General features: G+C 71.4%; 17 protein-coding genes. 1 reads left to right on the plus strand and 16 read right to left on the minus strand.

Features of this window, described 5'->3' with window-relative positions:
- Window positions 1-1,102: 1,102 nt before the first annotated feature.
- Window positions 1,103-2,005: an ABC transporter permease gene (locus HNP84_RS38115; RefSeq protein WP_185054899.1), complete on the minus strand. Its 903-nt coding sequence runs from the start codon at window positions 2,003-2,005 to the stop codon at window positions 1,103-1,105.
- Window positions 2,002-3,048, minus strand: coding sequence for an ABC transporter ATP-binding protein (locus HNP84_RS38120; RefSeq protein WP_376772024.1), 1,047 nt, complete (start codon window positions 3,046-3,048; stop codon window positions 2,002-2,004). Before HNP84_RS38120 ends, HNP84_RS38115 begins: the two co-directional genes overlap by 4 nt.
- A gap of 114 nt (window positions 3,049-3,162) precedes the next feature.
- Between HNP84_RS38120 and HNP84_RS38125 the strand changes: the two genes are divergently transcribed.
- Window positions 3,163-3,831, plus strand: coding sequence for a cob(I)yrinic acid a,c-diamide adenosyltransferase (locus HNP84_RS38125; RefSeq protein WP_185054901.1), 669 nt, complete (start codon window positions 3,163-3,165; stop codon window positions 3,829-3,831).
- A 14-nt stretch (window positions 3,832-3,845) separates the two neighbouring features.
- Here the strand turns inward: HNP84_RS38125 and HNP84_RS38130 are convergent, their stop codons facing one another.
- The 14 genes from HNP84_RS38130 to HNP84_RS38195 form a co-directional block, all read right to left on the minus strand.
- The gene (locus HNP84_RS38130; RefSeq protein ID WP_185054902.1) at window positions 3,846-4,217 is read right to left on the minus strand and encodes a DUF2550 domain-containing protein; all 372 of its coding nucleotides are present in this window, start codon (window positions 4,215-4,217) and stop codon (window positions 3,846-3,848) included.
- Window positions 4,218-4,320: 103 nt separating this feature from the next.
- Window positions 4,321-4,722: a F0F1 ATP synthase subunit epsilon gene (locus tag HNP84_RS38135; protein ID WP_185054903.1), complete on the minus strand. Its 402-nt coding sequence runs from the start codon at window positions 4,720-4,722 to the stop codon at window positions 4,321-4,323.
- 68 nt (window positions 4,723-4,790) lie between these two features.
- Window positions 4,791-6,218, minus strand: a complete 1,428-nt coding sequence (gene atpD / locus HNP84_RS38140) for a F0F1 ATP synthase subunit beta (protein WP_185054904.1) — start codon at window positions 6,216-6,218, stop codon at window positions 4,791-4,793.
- A gap of 1 nt (window position 6,219) precedes the next feature.
- A complete protein-coding gene (locus tag HNP84_RS38145; RefSeq protein ID WP_185054905.1) occupies window positions 6,220-7,122 on the minus strand; it encodes a F0F1 ATP synthase subunit gamma in 903 nt (300 codons plus the stop codon).
- 4 nt (window positions 7,123-7,126) lie between these two features.
- Window positions 7,127-8,776 carry a F0F1 ATP synthase subunit alpha gene (gene atpA / locus HNP84_RS38150; RefSeq protein WP_185054906.1) on the minus strand — a complete coding sequence of 550 codons (1,650 nt, stop codon included), beginning with the start codon at window positions 8,774-8,776 and terminating at the stop codon, window positions 7,127-7,129.
- A 74-nt stretch (window positions 8,777-8,850) separates the two neighbouring features.
- On the minus strand, window positions 8,851-9,660 hold the full coding sequence (locus tag HNP84_RS38155) for a F0F1 ATP synthase subunit delta (RefSeq protein WP_185054907.1): 810 nt from the start codon (window positions 9,658-9,660) through the stop codon (window positions 8,851-8,853).
- Between the two features lie 16 nt (window positions 9,661-9,676).
- Window positions 9,677-10,213 carry a F0F1 ATP synthase subunit B gene (locus tag HNP84_RS38160; RefSeq protein WP_376772026.1) on the minus strand — a complete coding sequence of 179 codons (537 nt, stop codon included), beginning with the start codon at window positions 10,211-10,213 and terminating at the stop codon, window positions 9,677-9,679.
- 39 nt (window positions 10,214-10,252) lie between these two features.
- Entirely contained in the window at window positions 10,253-10,480 is a 228-nt protein-coding gene (gene atpE, locus HNP84_RS38165; RefSeq protein ID WP_185054909.1) for an ATP synthase F0 subunit C, read from the minus strand.
- A gap of 76 nt (window positions 10,481-10,556) precedes the next feature.
- Entirely contained in the window at window positions 10,557-11,348 is a 792-nt protein-coding gene (gene atpB, locus HNP84_RS38170) for a F0F1 ATP synthase subunit A (protein ID WP_185054910.1), read from the minus strand.
- A gap of 246 nt (window positions 11,349-11,594) precedes the next feature.
- The gene (locus HNP84_RS38175; protein ID WP_185054911.1) at window positions 11,595-12,020 is read right to left on the minus strand and encodes a Cg1360 family ATP-synthase-associated protein; all 426 of its coding nucleotides are present in this window, start codon (window positions 12,018-12,020) and stop codon (window positions 11,595-11,597) included.
- Window positions 12,021-12,150: 130 nt separating this feature from the next.
- Entirely contained in the window at window positions 12,151-14,031 is a 1,881-nt protein-coding gene (locus HNP84_RS54085; protein ID WP_185054912.1) for a glycosyltransferase family 4 protein, read from the minus strand.
- 58 nt (window positions 14,032-14,089) lie between these two features.
- Window positions 14,090-15,361 carry a serine hydroxymethyltransferase gene (gene glyA / locus HNP84_RS38185; RefSeq protein WP_185055020.1) on the minus strand — a complete coding sequence of 424 codons (1,272 nt, stop codon included), beginning with the start codon at window positions 15,359-15,361 and terminating at the stop codon, window positions 14,090-14,092.
- Between the two features lie 199 nt (window positions 15,362-15,560).
- Window positions 15,561-15,941 carry a hypothetical protein gene (locus tag HNP84_RS38190; protein WP_185054913.1) on the minus strand — a complete coding sequence of 127 codons (381 nt, stop codon included), beginning with the start codon at window positions 15,939-15,941 and terminating at the stop codon, window positions 15,561-15,563.
- 33 nt (window positions 15,942-15,974) lie between these two features.
- Window positions 15,975-16,847 (minus strand): hypothetical protein, encoded by an 873-nt coding sequence (locus tag HNP84_RS38195; RefSeq protein WP_185054914.1) that lies wholly within the window; start codon window positions 16,845-16,847, stop codon window positions 15,975-15,977.
- Between the last annotated feature and the right edge of the window lie 317 nt (window positions 16,848-17,164).

The raw sequence follows: 17,164 nt of genomic DNA on the forward strand, positions 1-17,164 counted from the left end.
GGCGCGGGCGCGAAGCGCGGCGCGGGCGCGAAGCGCGGCGCGGGCGCGAAGCGCGGCGCGGGCGCGAAGCGCGGCGCGGGCGCGAAGCGCGGCGCGGGCGCGAAGCGCGGCGCGACTGGGTGTAGGGCGCGGTGTGCGGAGCGCGCGCCACGACGCGACTGGACGCGGGGCGCGCGGCGCAGGGCGCGCGGCGCGGGGCGCGGACCGACGGTGCCAGGATTGCCCGGGGGCGCGGTGCGACGCGGCACGGATGCCAACAGCAAGCCGGCGATGCGGGATCGCCCAGTACCCCAGGCCGGACGGCGCCGGGGTCGCCCAGGACGCGGGGCGCCAGGCAACACAGACGCCGACGGCAGGCCGGGGCGCCGGGATGGGCTCGGCCGGTCCTGGTAGTGCCCGAGCCGGCCGCACCTGCGCCCACCACGGGAGCCCACACCGGGCAGCCTGCTGGCGGTGTTCGACCGGGCCGGGCACTTCCCGCACTGTGACGACCCCGAACGCCTCGTCAAGCTGGTGGAGTCGTTCATCGAGACCGACCGTCCACCAAGCCACACCGCAGCACCGCCTGCCAGAGCCGCATATCGCCCCTCGCCCACCTGGCCGCACCGGTCGTACCATCACCACGTCTCCGGGCCGAGGGCGGAGCGTGCGGCGCTGGAAGCGGCGGGGACCGGCGCAGGGGGCGCTCCGGCCTTGGGATCGGGGCCCTGGCCGCGCCCACCCGAACACCCTGCGCGGCCACCCTTCGTGGCACTTCCCTATGGGCCCGCCGGGGGTGAGTCCTTTTCGGGAAGGCAGGGATGGTCCGGCGGCCTGTCTGGGGACGGGTGCCGACCGGCCGGGCCCTTCTTGCCCTGGACACGCCCGCTGCGAGAGTGCCGGATGATGGTGGAGACTCCGGGAGGCGGGATGGGGTAGGGATTGCCCCATGCTGCGGACGGGGTGCCCTGCCGCCGGGGCCGGTCGGCTGCGGACGCGCTGCGATCGGCCCTGTCACGGCCGGGGCCGGGCCCCTGAGGCTGCCATGGGGCGGGTGGGCTGGGGCGGTGTGCGGCGGGGGGCGCCGGGACGTCGGCCGGGGTGAGGGGCTGGGCGCTTGCGGCTAGCCACGGCGGGGGTCCCAGCGGAACAGGAAGCGGGCGGCCAGGGCCGCCAGGGCGATCCAGGCGAGCAGCAGGCCCATCGACGGCAGGCTGGACAGCCACTGGTCGGCGAGGTCCTTGCCCCCGCCCAGGTACGCCGTGCGCATGATGTCGAGCACCGGAGTGACGGGCAGCACGCTCGCCGCGACGCGCAGGGGCTCGGGCAGCGCCTCCAGGGGGCCGAACAGTGGTGCGGCCAGCAGGATGACGAGCAGGACGGGGAGCACCGCGATCTGGGCCAATTCGGCGTTCGGGGTCAGGCCCGAGAACGCGGCGGCGAGCAGCGCGAACACCGCGACGCCGAGCAGGGCGCCCACCAGGAGGAGCGGGATGTTGGCGGGCAGGGGGCCGTCCTCCACCCTGGTGATCCACAGGGCCAGGAGGGCGATCTGGCCGAGGAAGACGGCCAGCGCGCCGAGCGCGCTGCCGCCCAGGATCGCCGCGGGGGACGCCTGGCCGCCGCGCAGCCGCTTGAGCACGAGTTCCTCGCGCCTGGCGGTGAAGGTGTTGACCAGGTTGACGAAGACGGCGAAGCCCAGCATGAGCGCCGGCAGGCCGGTCAGGACGTAGATCTCGGCGGGCACGCCCTCGATCCGGCCGCGTGGCGCGCCGGTGGCGGTGAACAGCCAGCCCACGAGCAGCGGCAGCAGCAGCACGTTGAACAGCGCGGTCTGGTTGCGGCCGAGCAGGGTCAGGTCGATCCGGGCGAGCCGGATCGCGTGCAGCGCGTCGGCGCGCAGCCAGGCGAGCCGGCTTGTTCTCACCGAGGACGTCGAGGACGCGGGCGGCGGGGCGCTTTGGAGCAGCCGCCCCTGTGGGCCGCTCCGCTGGTCGTCCGGCCGGTACGGGAGAGCGCCGGTCATCGGGCTTCACCTACCACGCGGAGGAAGGCGTCTTCGAGGGTGCCGCGGCGGACCTCCAGGCGTTCCAGGGTCAGATCGTGCCCGGCGGCCCAGGCGAACAGGGTGGCGAGCGCGGCGTGGGCGCGGGCCGCCGGCGGTACGTCGGTGCCTGGGCCGGGCGAGCCGTTCGGCGGGGAGCCGGATGACGTGCCGGGGAGGGTGTACGTGACCGTCGCCGAGCCGTCGGTGTAGGTGAGGGTGGGGGCGGTGCCGGCCAGGAAGGGGAGGTCGCCGCCGGGTCTGGCGCGCAGGGTTTCGGGCTGGACCGGGAGGCGGAAGGTGATCCGGTCGCCCGCGTCGGCCACGACCTCGTCCACCGTGCCGGCGCTGTGGATCTCGCCCCGGTGCATGATCGCGAGGTGGTCGGCCAGGCGCTCGGCCTCCTCAAGGTAGTGCGTGGTGAGCAGGATCGTGGTGCCCGCGGCCTTGAGCGAGCCGATGACGGTCCAGGTGTCGCGGCGGGCCTCGGGGTCCATGCCGGTGGTCGGCTCGTCGAGGAAGAGCACCTCGGGCCGCGAGACCACCGCCAGCGCGAGGTCCAGGCGGCGCTTCTGGCCGCCGGAGAGCTGGCGGACCCTGGTCTTGGCCTTGTCGGCCAGGCCGACGAGCTCGATGGCGCCGGGCAGGGGCTCGTGGCCGACGTCGGCGGCCATGCCCTGCCAGGCGGCCACGGTCTCGGCCACGGTCAGGTCGCCGAGGAAGCCGCCCTCCTGGAGCATGATGCCGATGCGCGGGCGCAGCCGCCGCCGCTGGGCGTACGGGTCGAGCCCGAGCACCCGTACGCTCCCGCCGCCGGCCGGGCGGAAGCCCTCCAGCACCTCCATGGTGGTGGTCTTGCCCGCGCCGTTGGTGCCGAGCAGGGCGAACAGCTCGCCGGGTCTCACGGTGAAGGAGATGCCGCGCACCGCCTCGAACTCGCCGTAACGCTGACGCAGCGCGGTCACCTCGACGGCGGGGTCGCCGGACGTGCCGGGCGGGGACGGCGTGGTCGTCTCGTCGGTCATCCGCATGGGTCGATGCTCGCGGAGCCGCGTCGCCGCTGGTAGTCGCCGATATCACCAGTACGCCGTGCGTCCCGCTCCCGAATGGCATGACATGTGTCATCTACGCTGAACGGCATGACGCGCACGGACAACGACAAGCCGGTGGTGCTCTCCAAGATCTACACCCGCACGGGTGACGACGGCACCACGAACCTGGGCGACATGAGCCGCACCCGGAAGACGGACATGCGGCTGGCGGCGTACGCGGACGTGGAGGAGGCGAACGCGGCCATCGGCCTCGCGCTGGCCTTCGCACGCGCGGCCGAGGGCCCTGATCACGGCGAAGCCGGTCGCGGCGCGGGCGGTGATCAGGGTGAGGGGCAGGCGGGCGCCGGGATCGGGGACGATGTCCGGGCGGTGCTGGAGCGGGTGCAGAACGAGCTGTTCGACGTCGGCGCCGATCTGGCGTGCCCGGTCGTGGCCGAGCCGGAGTTCCCGCCGCTGCGGGTGGAGGAGTCCTACATCACCTGGCTGGAGGCGCGGTGCGATGAGTTCAACCAGCGGCTCAAGCCGCTGCGCAGCTTCATCCTGCCGGGCGGCACACCCGCCGTGGCGCAGCTCCACGTGGCCAGGACGATCGTGCGCCGCGCCGAGCGCACGGCGTGGGCGGCCACGGAGGCGCACGACGACGTCAACCCGCTGACCGTGAAGTACCTCAACCGCCTCAGCGACCTGCTGTTCATCCTGTGCCGCATCGCCGCGCACGGCGACGAGATCCTCTGGAAGCCCGGCGCCACGCGCTGAGCACCGCGGTGCGGCTACGCGACGTCCAGATGCGCGCTCGGGGGGGCGCTCTCCAGCCAGGCCAGGAAGCCCGTCAGGGCGTCCTCGCTCATCGCCAGGGAGATGCCGCCGCAATCGACCGCCCACAGTTCGCCTTCGGGGCGCCTGGGGGAAACGCGAAGGCCGCGCCTCGCTATCGCGTGGCGCGGCCTCATGCGGAGTCCGAGGAGGGGGATCCAGTGGAGTTCTCCGTCGGCGTATCGGGCTACGCCGTTCTTCCACCCCTGGACGCCCTCGCGTAGCCGGCAGGGCACGAAGCCCCTTGATCGGGCGAGCACGATGCCGCGCACGCCCATGAGGGCCGCGAGCAGCAGCACGCCAATGAGAACCGCCAGCGCCGCCGACATCGCCGCCCCCACTTCATTCAGATTGAAGTATCAACCAGTTTGATCCAGTGTAGCCGGATCGTCCGAGCACACGCCCGTGCTCCGAGCACACGCCCTTGCCGGGTCACACGTCCTCGCCGGCCGCCCGCAGGCGGGCCCGCGCGCGCTTGGCCTCGGCCGCGGCCTCCATGTTCTCGGAGTCCGCGTTGACGGACGCGAGCGCGCGCTCCAGGGCGTCGCGGGCCGCCGCGACGTCCACTTCGGAGCCCAGCTCGGCCTGCTCGGCGAGGATGGAGACCTCGTTGTCGGCCACCGAGATGAACCCGCCGTGAACGGCCGCGACGAGGTCGGCCTCGTCGCCGCGCTTCACGCGCAGCACGCCGCCCTCGACGAGCACGCCGAGCACGGGAGCGTGTGAAGGCATAATACCGATCTCGCCGTCAACGGTCTTGGCGATGACCATGTCGGCCTCGCCCGACCAGATCTCACGCTCCGGCGAGACCACCCCTACTCGCAGCTTCGCCACTTCGCCAGGGTTCCTTTCCGATCGGGCGCCGGCGCGCCCCGCGTACGGGCCGCGCCGGCGGTCCTGAACTAGCGGGCGAGTTCCTTGGCCTTGGCGACGGCCTGGTCGATGCCGCCGACCATGAAGAACGCCTGCTCGGGCAGGTGGTCGTACTCGCCCGCGCACAGGCCCTTGAACGAGGCGATGGTCTCGTCCAGGGGCACGGTCTCGCCCGGCTGACCGGTGAACGCCTCGGCGGCGTACATCGGGTGGGACAGGAAGCGCTCGATGCGGCGGGCACGGTTGACCGTGACCTTGTCCTCCTCGGAGAGCTCGTCGATACCGAGGATGTTGATGATGTCCTGCAGCTCCTTGTACTTCTGCAGGATGCGCTTGGTCTCCTGGGCGACCTGGTAGTGCTCCTCGCCCACGTACTGCGGGTCGAGGATGCGGGAGGTGGAGTCGAGCGGGTCCACCGCCGGGTAGATGCCCTTCTCCGAGATCGGCCGGGAGAGAACGGTCTGCGCGTCGAGGTGCGCGAACGCGTTGTGCGGCGCCGGGTCGGTGATGTCGTCCGCGGGGACGTAGATCGCCTGCATGGAGGTGATCGAGTGACCGCGGGTGGAGGTGATGCGCTCCTGCAGCACGCCCATCTCGTCGGCCAGGGTGGGCTGGTAACCCACCGCGGACGGCATACGGCCGAGGAGGGTGGACACCTCGGAACCGGCCTGGGTGAAGCGGAAGATGTTGTCGATGAACAACAGCACGTCCTGCTTCTGCACGTCGCGGAAGTACTCCGCCATGGTCAGCGCGGACAGCGCGACGCGCAGCCGGGTGCCCGGCGGCTCGTCCATCTGGCCGAAGACCAGCGCGGTGTCCTTCAGGACGTCCGCCTCGGCCATCTCCACCCACAGGTCGTTGCCCTCGCGGGTGCGCTCGCCGACGCCGGCGAAGCAGGAGGTGCCACCGAAGTTGCGGGCGACGCGGCGGATCATCTCCTGGATGAGCACCGTCTTGCCCACGCCCGCGCCGCCGAACAGGCCGATCTTGCCGCCCTGCACGTACGGCGTGAGCAGGTCGATCACCTTGATGCCGGTGACCAGCAGCTCGGTACGCGATTCGAGCTGGTCGAAGGCCGGGGACGGGCGGTGGATGCCCCACCGCTCCTCGACCTTCAGCGACGCGGTCGGCACGTCGAGGGCCTCGCCGAGCGCGTTCCACACGTGGCCCTTGACGACGTCGCCGACCGGCACCGAGATCGGGCCGCCGGTGTCGGTGACGGCGGCGCCGCGCACCAGGCCGTCACTGGGCTGCATGGAAATGGCGCGTACGAGGTTGTCGCCGAGGTGCTGGGCGACCTCCAGCGTCAGCGTCTTGGTCTCGCCGTTCAGCGTGACATCGACGTTGAGCGCGTTGTAGATGTCCGGCATCGCCTCGACGGGGAACTCCACGTCGACGACGGGACCGGTGACCCGCGCGACGCGACCCACGCCGGTCTCAACAGTCTGTGCAGTCATTTCACTCTTTCCCCGCTGCGGCGTCAGCCAGCGCGTTGGCGCCACCGACGATCTCGCTGATTTCCTGGGTGATCTCCGCCTGGCGAGCCTGGTTCATCTCCTGCGACAGGGTCTTGATCAGCTCGTTGGCGTTGTCGGTCGCCGACTTCATGGCGCGGCGCCTGGCGGCCTCCTCCGCGGCGGCGGACTGGAGCAGCGCGGAGAAGATCCGCGACTCCACGTACCGCGGCAGCAGCGACTCCAGCACCGCGTCGGCCGTCGGCTCGAACTCGAAGTACGGCGGAATGGTCTCGGGCGACTCCGCCTCCTTCTCCTCGACCTCCAGCGGCAGGATGCGCTTGACGACCACCTGCTGCGTCAGCATCGAGACGAACTCGGTGGAGACGATGTGGATCTCGTCGATCCCGTCCTCCGCCTTGAACGACTCGATGAGGACCTCGGCGATGGTCTTGGCGTCGCTGTAGGCGGGGTTCCGGGAGAACCCGGTCCACTGGCCGCCCATCTCGCGGTTGCGGAAGGAGTGCCAGGCGACGCCCTTGCGCCCCGACACGAACGGCACGGCGGTGATGCCCCGGCTCTCCAGCAGCCCGCGCAGGGCCTCGGCCTCGCGCAGGATGTTGGCGTTGAAGCCGCCGCAGAACCCGCTGTCGCTGGTGACGACGAGCACGGCCGCGCTGGTCGGGTTCTCCTTGGCCACGGTCAGCGGGTGATCCACGCTCGCGGTGTTGCTGACGACGCCGGAGACGGCGCGCGTGATCTCGCGCTCGTACGGCACCGCGGCCTGCATGCGCTGCTGCGCGCGTACGATGCGCGAGGAGGCGATGAGCTCCTGCGCACGGGTGATCTTGGCGGTCGACCTGACCGACTTGATCCGCCGCCGCAGCAGCCTTAGCTGAGCTCCCATGTGCTTACTTCGTCTCGGCCTTGCGGACGACCTTGGTGATCTTCTCCTGGCCGACCTCGTCGGCGCCCAGGGCGTCCACGGGCTCGTCCTTCACCAGCAGCTCGCCGGCGGAGGTCTCAAAGCCCTTCTTGAACTCGTTGATCGCGGACTTGAGCGAGGTGACGGCGTCGTCGGAGAGCTGCTTGGTCTCGCGGATGCCGTCGTAGATGCCCTTGTGCTCGCGCTGGATGTAGTCCAGGAACTCCGCCTCGAAGCGGCGGATGTCCTCGACCGGCACGTCGTCCAGCTCGCCGCTCGTGCCCGCCCACACCGAGACCACCTGGCGCTCGACCGGGAACGGGCTGTACTGCGGCTGCTTGAGCAGCTCGACCAGGCGCTGACCGCGCTCAAGCTGGGCCCGGGAGGCCGCGTCCAGGTCGGAGGCGAACGCGGCGAACGCCTCCAGGTCACGGAACTGCGACAGCGACAGGCGCAGCGTGCCGGCGACCTGCTTCATGGCCTTGATCTGGGCCGAGCCGCCGACGCGGGAGACCGAGATGCCGACGTTGATCGCCGGGCGTACGCCCTGGTTGAACAGGTCGGTCTCCAGGAAGCACTGACCGTCGGTGATGGAGATCACGTTGGTCGGGATGAACGCCGAGACGTCGTTGCCCTTGGTCTCGATGATCGGCAGGCCGGTCATCGAGCCGCCGCCCATGTCGTCGGAGAGCTTGGCGCAGCGCTCCAGCAGGCGGGAGTGCAGGTAGAACACGTCGCCCGGGAACGCCTCGCGGCCCGGCGGGCGGCGCAGCAGCAGCGACACGGCGCGGTAGGCGTCGGCCTGCTTGGTCAGGTCGTCGAAGACGATGAGCACGTGCTTGCCCTGGTACATCCAGTGCTGCCCGATGGCAGAGCCGGTGTAGGGGGCGATGTACTTGTAACCCGCGGGGTCGGAGGCCGGGGCGGCGACGATGGTGGTGTACTCCATCGCGCCCGCCTCCTCCAGGCGGCCCTTGACCTGCGCGATCGTGGAGCCCTTCTGGCCGACCGCGACGTAGATGCAGCGCACCTGCTTGGTCGGGTCGCCGGAGAGCCAGTTCTCGCGCTGGTTCAGGATCGTGTCGACGGCGATGGCCGTCTTGCCGGTGCCGCGGTCACCGATGATCAGCTGGCGCTGGCCACGGCCGATCGGCGTCATGGCGTCGACCGCCTTCAGGCCGGTCTGCAGCGGCTCCTTCACCGACTGCCGCTGCACGACCGAGGGAGCCTGCAGCTCCAGGGCCCGCAGGCCCTCGGACTCGATCGCGCCCTTGCCGTCGAGGGGGTTGCCCAGGGGGTCCACCACACGGCCGAGGAAGTTGTCGCCGACCGGGACCGACAGGACCTCGCCGGTCCTGCGTACGGTCTGGCCTTCTTCGATCTTGCTGAAGTCGCCCAGGATCACGACACCGATCTCCCGGACGTCCAGGTTGAGCGCCAGGCCGCGCGTGCCGTCCTCGAACTCCAGCAGCTCGTTCGCCATCGTCGAGGGAAGGCCGGAGACATGGGCGATGCCGTCGCCACAATCGACGACGGTCCCGATCTCCTCGCGCGCTGCGCCTTCCGGCTCGTACGCCTGGACGAAGCGCTCAAGCGCGTCCCGGATCTCGTCCGGCCGGATCGTCAGCTCCGCCATCTCTTTCTGTCTCCCTATTCGTCAAACACCGACGTCGCATGAACCGCCGGAGTGGCCGATGCCCGCACGAGGCATCAGCCGGCCAGCCGGCGACGGACTTCTTCGATACGTCCCGCGATGGTGGTGTCGATGAGCTCGTCTCCGATCCGTACGGAGAAGCCACCGAGCACCCGCGGATCGACCTCGACGTTCAGGTGAACGTCGCGGCCGTAGGACGCGCGCAGCCACGCGGTCAGCCGCCGCTTCTGCTCCTCGTCGAGTTCGACGGCGCTGCGCACGACCGCCACCAGGCGCTGGCGCTGCGCGGCGACCAGACCGCCGTACTCGGCGAGACCTCTCTCCAGGCTACGTCCTCGCGGGTGCGTGACGACCTGCTTGATGAGCTGCAGGCTCACCGGGGCGACCTTGCCGCCCAGCAGTGACTCCAGCAGCTCTTCCTTACGCGCGCCCGGCACGCCGTAGTCGGCGAGCACGGCGCGCAACTCGGGGTTGGCGTCCACGATGCGCCCGAACCGGAACAGCTCGTCCTCGACGTCGTCGAGCTGCCCCGCCGCCTCGGCGGCGGCGGAGGCCGCGACGACGCCCAGCCGCTCCAGCGCGTCGGCGAGGTCGCCGGCGCGGGCCCACTTCGCCTCGACGGCCGCGATGACCGTCTGCAGCGCCGCGTCGCCGACCTTGCCCTCCAGCAGCACGCGTACGGTCTGCGCCTTCTGCTCCGCCGGACGCGCCGGGTCGGACAGGGCGCGGCGCAGGCCGTGCTCGCGGTCGAACAGGTCGGCCACCGCGAACAGATCGCCGGACAGCGCGCCGAGGTCGGCGCTGCCCGCCACCGAGTTGAAGCGCTCCTCGACCTCGGCGAGCGAGGCTCCGCTGACGCCCCTCATCGGCCGATCACCGCCATCAGCGCACCGCCTGGGCGTCGCTGGAGGTCTCCAGCTCCTCCAGGAAACGGTCCACGATGCGGCGCTGCCTGGCCTCGTCCTCCAGCGACTCGCCGACGATGCGGCTCGCCAGGTCGGTGGACAGGCGGCCGATCTCGGTGCGGAGCTGGGCGAAGGCGAGCTGCCTGTCGGCCTCGATCTGCGCGTGTGCGGCCTCGATCAGGCGCCGGGCCTCGGCCTGAGCCTCCTCGCGGAGCTCGGCCTTGATCTGGGCGCCCTGCTCGCGGGCCTCCTCGCGCAGCCGCGCCGCCTCGTGCCTGGCCTCGGCGAGCTGCTCGCGGTACTCCTGGAGCGCGCGCTGCGCCTCCTCCTGGGCGTCGGCGGCCTTCTTCAGACCCCCTTCGATCGCCTCAGTACGCTCGGCCAGGGCCTTCTGGATGCGGGGTACCAGAATCCGGCCGAGGAAAAAGAGGACGAACAGGAACGCGAAGCCGCCGACGACCATCTCGGCCAGTTCGGGGAGCAGCGGGTTTTGCGCTTCCGGTGCGGCTAGCAAGTCCATATCTGTTGCCTTCCGTCAGGGGCCTGTCGTCCGCTACGCGCGGAAGGCGAAGGCGAGCGCGATACCGATCAGCGCGAGCGCCTCAGCGAAGACGAAGCCCAGAAGCATGTTCTGGCGGATGAGGCCGTAAGCCTCGGGCTGGCGGGCGATGGCCTGCACGCCCTGGCCGAAGATGATGCCGATGCCAACGCCGGGGCCGATGGCCGCGAGGCCGTAGCCGATGGAACCGAGGTTGCCGGTGACCTCAGCGAGCACGCTCATGCTGTCTCTTCCTTTTCTATACGACCGGAGGAACGTCCACCGGTGCTCGTCTTGGGTGAGAGGGGCGAAAAGTCGATCAGTGCTCGGGGTGCAGCGCGCCGTTGATGAACATGGCGGTCAGCATCGCGAACACGTAGGCCTGCAGCGCCTGGATGAACAGCTCGAAGGCCGTGAGCAGGATGGTCATGACCACGCCGAGCACGCCGAGGGGCGCGCCGAGCGGGGTGAGCTGGACGAACAGGAAGTGCCAGCCGACCTCGGAGAACAGCGCGATGATCAGGTGGCCGGCCATCATGGTGGCGAAGAGCCGGACCGCGTGCGTGACGTGGCGCAGGATGAAGGTCGACAGCAGCTCGATCGGGGCGACCAGGGTGTAGATCCAGCCGGGCAGACCGGGCGGGAACATCATGTGCTTGAAGTAGCCGACCACGCCCTGGTGCTTCATCCCCAGGTAGGTCGTCAGCGCCCAGATGCCGATCGCGAGGACGGCCGGGTAGCCGATCCGCGACATCACCGGGAACTGCACGAAGATGACCGAACCGAACAGGTTCGCGATCCACACGAACAGGAACAGGCTGAAGATCAGCGGCATCCAGCGGTCGCTGTCCTTGCCCAGGAACGGCCGCGCGCACTGCTCGCGGACGAACTCGTAGGCCAGCTCGCCGACGTTCTGCACGCCGCGCGGCACCAGCTTGGGGCGGGAGAACGCGGCGTAGCAGAAGACGATCACGACCAGCGCGGCGATCAACGCGAACAGGGCGGGCTTGTTGAACCAGCTCGCACCCTCGACGAGCGGTGGCCAGTCGAACAAGCCGAGCCCGGGGGTATGGAACTCCTCGGCGGCGAGAAGCGGCAGCGCGGCGCTCACTCGGCTTTCCCTTCGTCGTGGTAGATCAAGTCGTAGTAGGTCAGGGTGTGCTCCGGCGTCTCATCACCTGCGGGGTGAGAGCATCGCCAGACGAAGTCAGGTGAGGGGTGCGATGACGCGGTGCCCATGGCCCGCGGACGCACAGAGCCACTCCCACGCCTAACACATCGCGCACGCGACGATATCAGGCGGCGGGGTGACTAGTCATATCAGGCCAGCCGCTGTGACTGATGATCCTGGCCATGCTCACTTCTCTCCGTAGCTGCCGGGCACCCTGGTGCCCGGTTCGACGTAGAGAATGCGCAGCTTCATGAATCCGCGGGCCTCGCCGAAGGTCCAGGCGATCGTGCACAGGATGACGGACCAGGTGAACGCGGTGGGGTGCCACACCGTGACGTCGGAGAGCGAGGAGAGCACGAGGGCCAGCACGAGCACCTTGGTGAAGAACGTGCCCAGGGCGGCGGCCATCATCATGGTGGGCGAGATTCGCGAGGCGTAGGCGACTGCGACGAGGCTGATCAGGAAGAACAGACCCACGACCAGGACGCCGAGCGCGCCGCCGAGCGCGCCATCGACGCCGGTGAGGAAGGCGGAGACGACGGTCACGACAAGCCCCACCACGAGGGCGGGGATCGCGGCGCTTTTCAGCACGCGCACGTCGTTGGCCTGCATCGGAGCTCCATTACGGGTTATCAAGCGAGCATTTGCTACCTCACAGAACGCATCCTGTGAGGCTCCCTGCTAGTGAAAGCTATCACAAGCTCCGGGAAGACCGCCTTTACCTGCCGTTTCGAGCTGCCGATCAACGGGTGACACGGCGCGGAAGGCCCGGCGCGGCCCCGCCCAGACCGGGGATGACGGCGGTGTCCTCGGGGGATTCCGCCGAGCGCGAACCTGGCGTGACCTGCCCGGATTCGGTTTCGGACGGCCGGAACGCGGGCCCCGCGGCCGGGGTTCCGGACTCCGCGAAACGGGCCTCGGACGCGGCCGGATCGGGGTCGGGCCACCCCGGAGCGGCCGGAGGGTCGGCGCGGCGGGCGCCGGGAGCGGGCGCGGCCGGAGGCTGGGCGACGGACAGATCGGGCCAGGACGGAGCGGGCGCGGGCGCCGCGGGCTGGAACATCGAACCGGTGGACCCCGAGGCCCCGGCCGGGGACTGGGCCGCGGACGTCCCGGGCCACCCGGGCACGGCCGGCGAAGGGTCGGAGCGGTGGCCGTCGGAACGAAGGCCGTCGGAACGAAGGCCGCTCGATCCGTCGGCGCGATGGCCGCCAGGACGATGACCCCTGGATGCGTCGGCACGATGGCCGCTGAATCCGTCGGCGCCATGGCCGTCGCCGGGGCCGAGGCCGGAGGGGCGCGGATCGTGGTGTGGCGCGGAGGCGCGGGAATCGGGCCAGGCCGGCGGCACCGGGGCTGCGGCCTGCGGCTCGCCGCCGAACGCGCCGGGGGCCTCGGTGATCTGGGCGGCCTGGGTGGCCTGGGTGGCCTGGCGCGCCTCGACGGACACGGGCTCAGGGGCCGGCGCGGACGACCGGTGCCGGCCGGCGGCGTGGGCTCCCCCGCCACTGGTGCGCCGGGCCCGCCACCGCGGCATCGCCATCAGCACCAGTACGCCGAGGGCCAGCGCGACCGTCGCCAGGAACACCACCACCGGCACGCCGCCCAGCGAGAGGCCGACGATGGTGAAGCCGAACAGGAACGTCCACGCGTACATGATCAGCACCGTGCGCCGGTGCGAGTGGCCGATGTCCAGCAGGCGGTGGTGCAGGTGGCCGCGGTCGGGCGCGAACGGCGACTTCCCGTACGACGTGCGCCGCACCACCGCCGTCACCAGGTCGAGCAGCGGCAGCACCATCACCGCGACCGGCAGCAGCAGCGGCAGCACGACCGGGAACCGGTTGATCGTGGGGCTGAGCGCGGTCGGGTCGATCGGCGTCACGGTGATCACCGAGGAGGCCAGGACCAGCCCGATCAGCATGGCCCCGGTGTCGCCCATGAAGATCTTCGCCGGGTGGAAGTTGTGCGGCAGGAAGCCCAGGCACATCCCGATCAGGATCGAGGTGATCGCCGCGGTCGCGTTGATCCGGGTGTCGCCCATGATGGTGGACAACGCCACCGAGTACGCCCACGTGGACATCGCCGCGATGCACACGATGCCGGCCGCCAGCCCGTCGAGGCCGTCCACGAAGTTCACCGCATTGATCGCCACCACCACGATGAGGATGGTGATGACGGCCCGCAGGTTGCCGTCGAGCCCGATCGACCCGCTGCCCGGCACCGGGATCCAGGACAGGTTGAGCCCGAAGGCCACCATCAGCCCGGCCGCCGCGATCTGGCCGCCCAGCTTGATGAAGGGGTCCATGCCCCACCAGTCGTCGAGGAAGCCGGTGACCGTGATCAGGCCCCCGGCCGCGATGAGGGCGATGACCGTCTGCCCGCCGGCGAGGTTGGGGTCGGTCAGCCGGGCGCCGACCCAGTCGAGCTGGGTGGCGAACAACAGGCCCGCCACCAGGCCGCCGTACATCGCCAGACCGCCCAGCCGGGGCGTCGGCGTGGTGTGCACGTCGCGCTCGCGGACCTCCGGCATCGCGCCGATGCGGATGGCGAACACGCGGACGAGCGGCACCAGCAGGTACGTCACCGCTGCCGCCACGAGCGCTATCAGTAGGTATTCGCGCACGGACCCTAGTTTCCTGGATACCCCGGCCTGCTGTGACCGGAAAACAACACACAACAACTCATAATTCGCTGGGATACGCCTGGTGGATGGCCGACAGCTCGGCCACCCGCTCCCTGATGCGTGGTGCGGCGTCGGGTTTGCACACCGCCTGCGCCACGAGCGCGCCGACCTCGGCGAGGTCGGCGGGTTCGAGGCCCTGCGTGGTCAGGCACGGCGTGCCCAGCCTGATCCCGGAGGTCACCGTGGGCGGCTCCGGGTCGTACGGGATCGCGTTGCGGTTGAGCGTGATGCCCGCCGCCGCGCACCTGGCCTCGGCCTCCGCGCCCGTCACGTGCAGCGGGCGCAGGTCGATCAGCGCCAGATGCGTGTCGGTGCCGCCGGAGACCGGCCGCATGCCGTCGGCCGCGAGCGCGTCGGTCAGCGCCCGCGCGTTCGCGATCACCTGCGCGCTGTAGTCGGCGAACTCCGGCCGCAGCGCCTCGCCGAACACCACGGCCTTGGCCGCGATGACGTGCATCATCGGCCCGCCCTGGGCGAAGGGGAACACCGCGCGGTCGATCCTGGCCGCCAGCTCGGAGGTGCACAGGATGCCGCCGCCGCGCGGTCCGCGCAGCGTCTTGTGCGTGGTGAAGGTCACCACGTCGGCGTGGGGCACGGCGGAGGGGATCACGCCCCCCGCCATCAGCCCGATGGTGTGCGCCACGTCGGCGAGCAGCCATGCGCCCACCTCGTCGGCGATCCCGCGGAAGGCGGCGAAATCGATCAGCCTTGGGTAGGCCGTGGCGCCGCATATGATCATCTTAGGCCGGTGGCGCAGGGCGAGGTCCCGCACTTCGTCATAATCGATGAGTTCGGTATCGCGCCGCACGCCGTAGGCGACGACGTCGAACCAGCGGCCCGAGAAGTTGACCCGCGACCCGTGGGTGAGATGGCCGCCGTGGGGCAGCGCCATCGCCAGCACGGTGTCGCCGGGCTGCAGCAGCGCGGCGTACGCCGCCAGGTTGGCCGAGGTGCCCGAGTGCGGCTGCACGTTGGCATGCTCGGCCCGGAACAGCCGCCGGGCCCGCTCCAGGGCCAGCGACTCCACGCGGTCCACCACCTCGCAGCCGCCGTAGTAGCGCCTGCCCGGGTAGCCCTCGGCGTACTTGTTGGTCAGCGTGGAGCCCAGCGCGGCCAGCACCGCCGGCGAGGCCAGGTTCTCACTGGCGATGAGCTGCAGACCGCCGCGTACGCGGTGCAGCTCGTCGAGCAGCGCCTCCGCCATCTCCGGATCGTTGTGCCGGAGCATCCGGAAATCGGGGCCGTAGAACGGCTCGCCTGCGGACTCCATGTCCATCGCCTGCCCCATCGCGTGCGCCTGTCACCTCACTGTAAGCCCGTGCACGCCGCCGGAGGGGGTACGGCGCGGTCAGGAGTATGAGTCCCGGCCCGGCCGGGAGCGGGCGCAGGGCACGGTCAGGAGCACGTACGGCCCGGTCAGGGGCAGGCGCGGTCAGGGGCAGGCACGCCCAGGAGTCCGTACGGCCCGGTCAGGAATAGGCGTGCGGCGCGCCGGCGGAGCTGGGGATCCAGCGCGGCGTCTGGGCCGCCTGGTCGCTGATCGCGGTCAGCACCGCCTGCCGGTACAGGCCCAGGCGCTTGCGCCACTCGGCCAGGTCCTCGACGTAGCGCTGCGCCACCGCGGCGTCCCACACGTCGCGGCTGCGCGCGAGCTGGTACGCCTTGTCGAGCGAGGTCGTCAGCTCGTCCAGCACCGGCAGCGCCTCCTGCCACGCCGTGACCAGGCGCTGGTACTCCGGGTTGAACTCCCACGACATCGCCTGCCCGTCGGGCGAGAGATGATCGGCGGAGCTGGCCGGCGGGGACTCACCCGGCTGAAGCGGCTGCGGCGCCGGCGGGTCGGCGTACATTCACACGCTCCTCACGCTGGTACGGACGGGGTCTCAGGAGCCGGGCGGCGGGATCGGCTTGCTCGGATCGCCGGGCGTGACGGACCCGGCGGGCCCGTCGGGCTCGATGTCCATGGGCGCCCAGTCGCCCTTGCCCCACTCCGCCCCGTCGGGCACGGAGATGGCCGGCATGTCGTGGGGCTGGATCTCGCGCGCGTTCTCCATCACCGTGCCCAGCGCGTCCAGATCCGGCGGCCGGGCCTCCACGGTCACCACGTCGCTGCCGTCGTCGGCCCACCGGTTCACATCCCCGGCGCCCTGGGCACCGGTGCCCGGGTCGTCCCCACCGGCCCCATCGCTCCCGGCCCCGCCGTCAGGCCCCGGGGTGGTCTCGGGGCCTGTGGCGGTGCCGGGTCCCGTGGTGGCGTCGGCGGTGGTGGTGGCCGCGACGTCGGCCGTCGGCATGTCGTGCGGCTGGATCTCGCGCGCGTTCTCCATCACCGTGCCCAGCGCGTCCAGATCCGGCGGCCGGGCCTCCACGGTCACCACGTCACTGCCGTCGTCGGCCCATCGGCTCACGTCGGCCTCAGAGCCGCCAGACCGGCCGCTGTCGGCCGTATCCGGCGTGGTGGGGGTGTCGGCCACCAGGGTGATGCCACTGCCGTCAGAACCGCCCTCGTCCGCCCATGGGAGGACGCTCTGCACGTCGCCGTAGGCAGGCAGGGTGGCCGCCTGCCCTCCGGCCGCCGGAGGCGTCGTCGCCGCGCCGTCCGCGCCCGCGGGCGGCGGAGTGGGCGGCACCACATCGGGCCCCGAAGCAGGCGGCCCGGTCTCCGCCCCCGCCGCCGGAGGCTGAGTGTCGGCCCCGGCCACCGGGGGTTGGGTGTCCGCCGCCGCGGCCGGCGGCTGCGTATCCGCCCCGGTCACGGGTGGTTGCACATCCGGCCCCGCCACCGGGGGCACGGTGGGCCGGGCATCGGCGCCGCCGGTAGCCGGAGGCTGGGTGTCGGCCCCCGCCGCGGGCGGCGGCGTGGTCGGCGGCATGTCCGCCCCACTCGCAGGCGGCGGCGTGGTCGGCTGCTGCGGCGCGCACCCGTTCCCGGGCTGCCCATCCGCCCCGGCGACCGGAGGGTTCGCGGGCTGGCCGTCACCCCCCGTCGCGGGAGGCGCCACCTGCTGCCCGTCCGCCCCTGCAGGCGGAGGATTCACGGGCTGGCCGTCACCCCCCGTCGCCGGAGGCGGCA

It is taken from the genome of Thermocatellispora tengchongensis, from assembly GCF_014202315.1.
GTDB lineage: Bacteria > Actinomycetota > Actinomycetes > Streptosporangiales > Streptosporangiaceae > Thermocatellispora > Thermocatellispora tengchongensis.

Coding starts and splice junctions, on each gene's coding strand:
- HNP84_RS38115 (WP_185054899.1), bottom strand. CDS start 2,005: ATGACCGGCGCTCTCCCGTACCGGCCGGACGACCAGCGGAGCGGCCCA.
- HNP84_RS38120 (WP_376772024.1), bottom strand. CDS start 3,048: ATGACCGACGAGACGACCACGCCGTCCCCGCCCGGCACGTCCGGCGAC.
- HNP84_RS38125 (WP_185054901.1), top strand. CDS start 3,163: ATGACGCGCACGGACAACGACAAGCCGGTGGTGCTCTCCAAGATCTAC.
- HNP84_RS38130 (WP_185054902.1), bottom strand. CDS start 4,217: ATGTCGGCGGCGCTGGCGGTTCTCATTGGCGTGCTGCTGCTCGCGGCC.
- atpD (WP_185054904.1), bottom strand. CDS start 6,218: ATGACTGCACAGACTGTTGAGACCGGCGTGGGTCGCGTCGCGCGGGTC.
- HNP84_RS38145 (WP_185054905.1), bottom strand. CDS start 7,122: ATGGGAGCTCAGCTAAGGCTGCTGCGGCGGCGGATCAAGTCGGTCAGG.
- atpA (WP_185054906.1), bottom strand. CDS start 8,776: ATGGCGGAGCTGACGATCCGGCCGGACGAGATCCGGGACGCGCTTGAG.
- HNP84_RS38155 (WP_185054907.1), bottom strand. CDS start 9,660: ATGAGGGGCGTCAGCGGAGCCTCGCTCGCCGAGGTCGAGGAGCGCTTC.
- atpE (WP_185054909.1), bottom strand. CDS start 10,480: ATGAGCGTGCTCGCTGAGGTCACCGGCAACCTCGGTTCCATCGGCTAC.
- HNP84_RS38175 (WP_185054911.1), bottom strand. CDS start 12,020: ATGCAGGCCAACGACGTGCGCGTGCTGAAAAGCGCCGCGATCCCCGCC.
- glyA (WP_185055020.1), bottom strand. CDS start 15,361: ATGGAGTCCGCAGGCGAGCCGTTCTACGGCCCCGATTTCCGGATGCTC.
- HNP84_RS38190 (WP_185054913.1), bottom strand. CDS start 15,941: ATGTACGCCGACCCGCCGGCGCCGCAGCCGCTTCAGCCGGGTGAGTCC.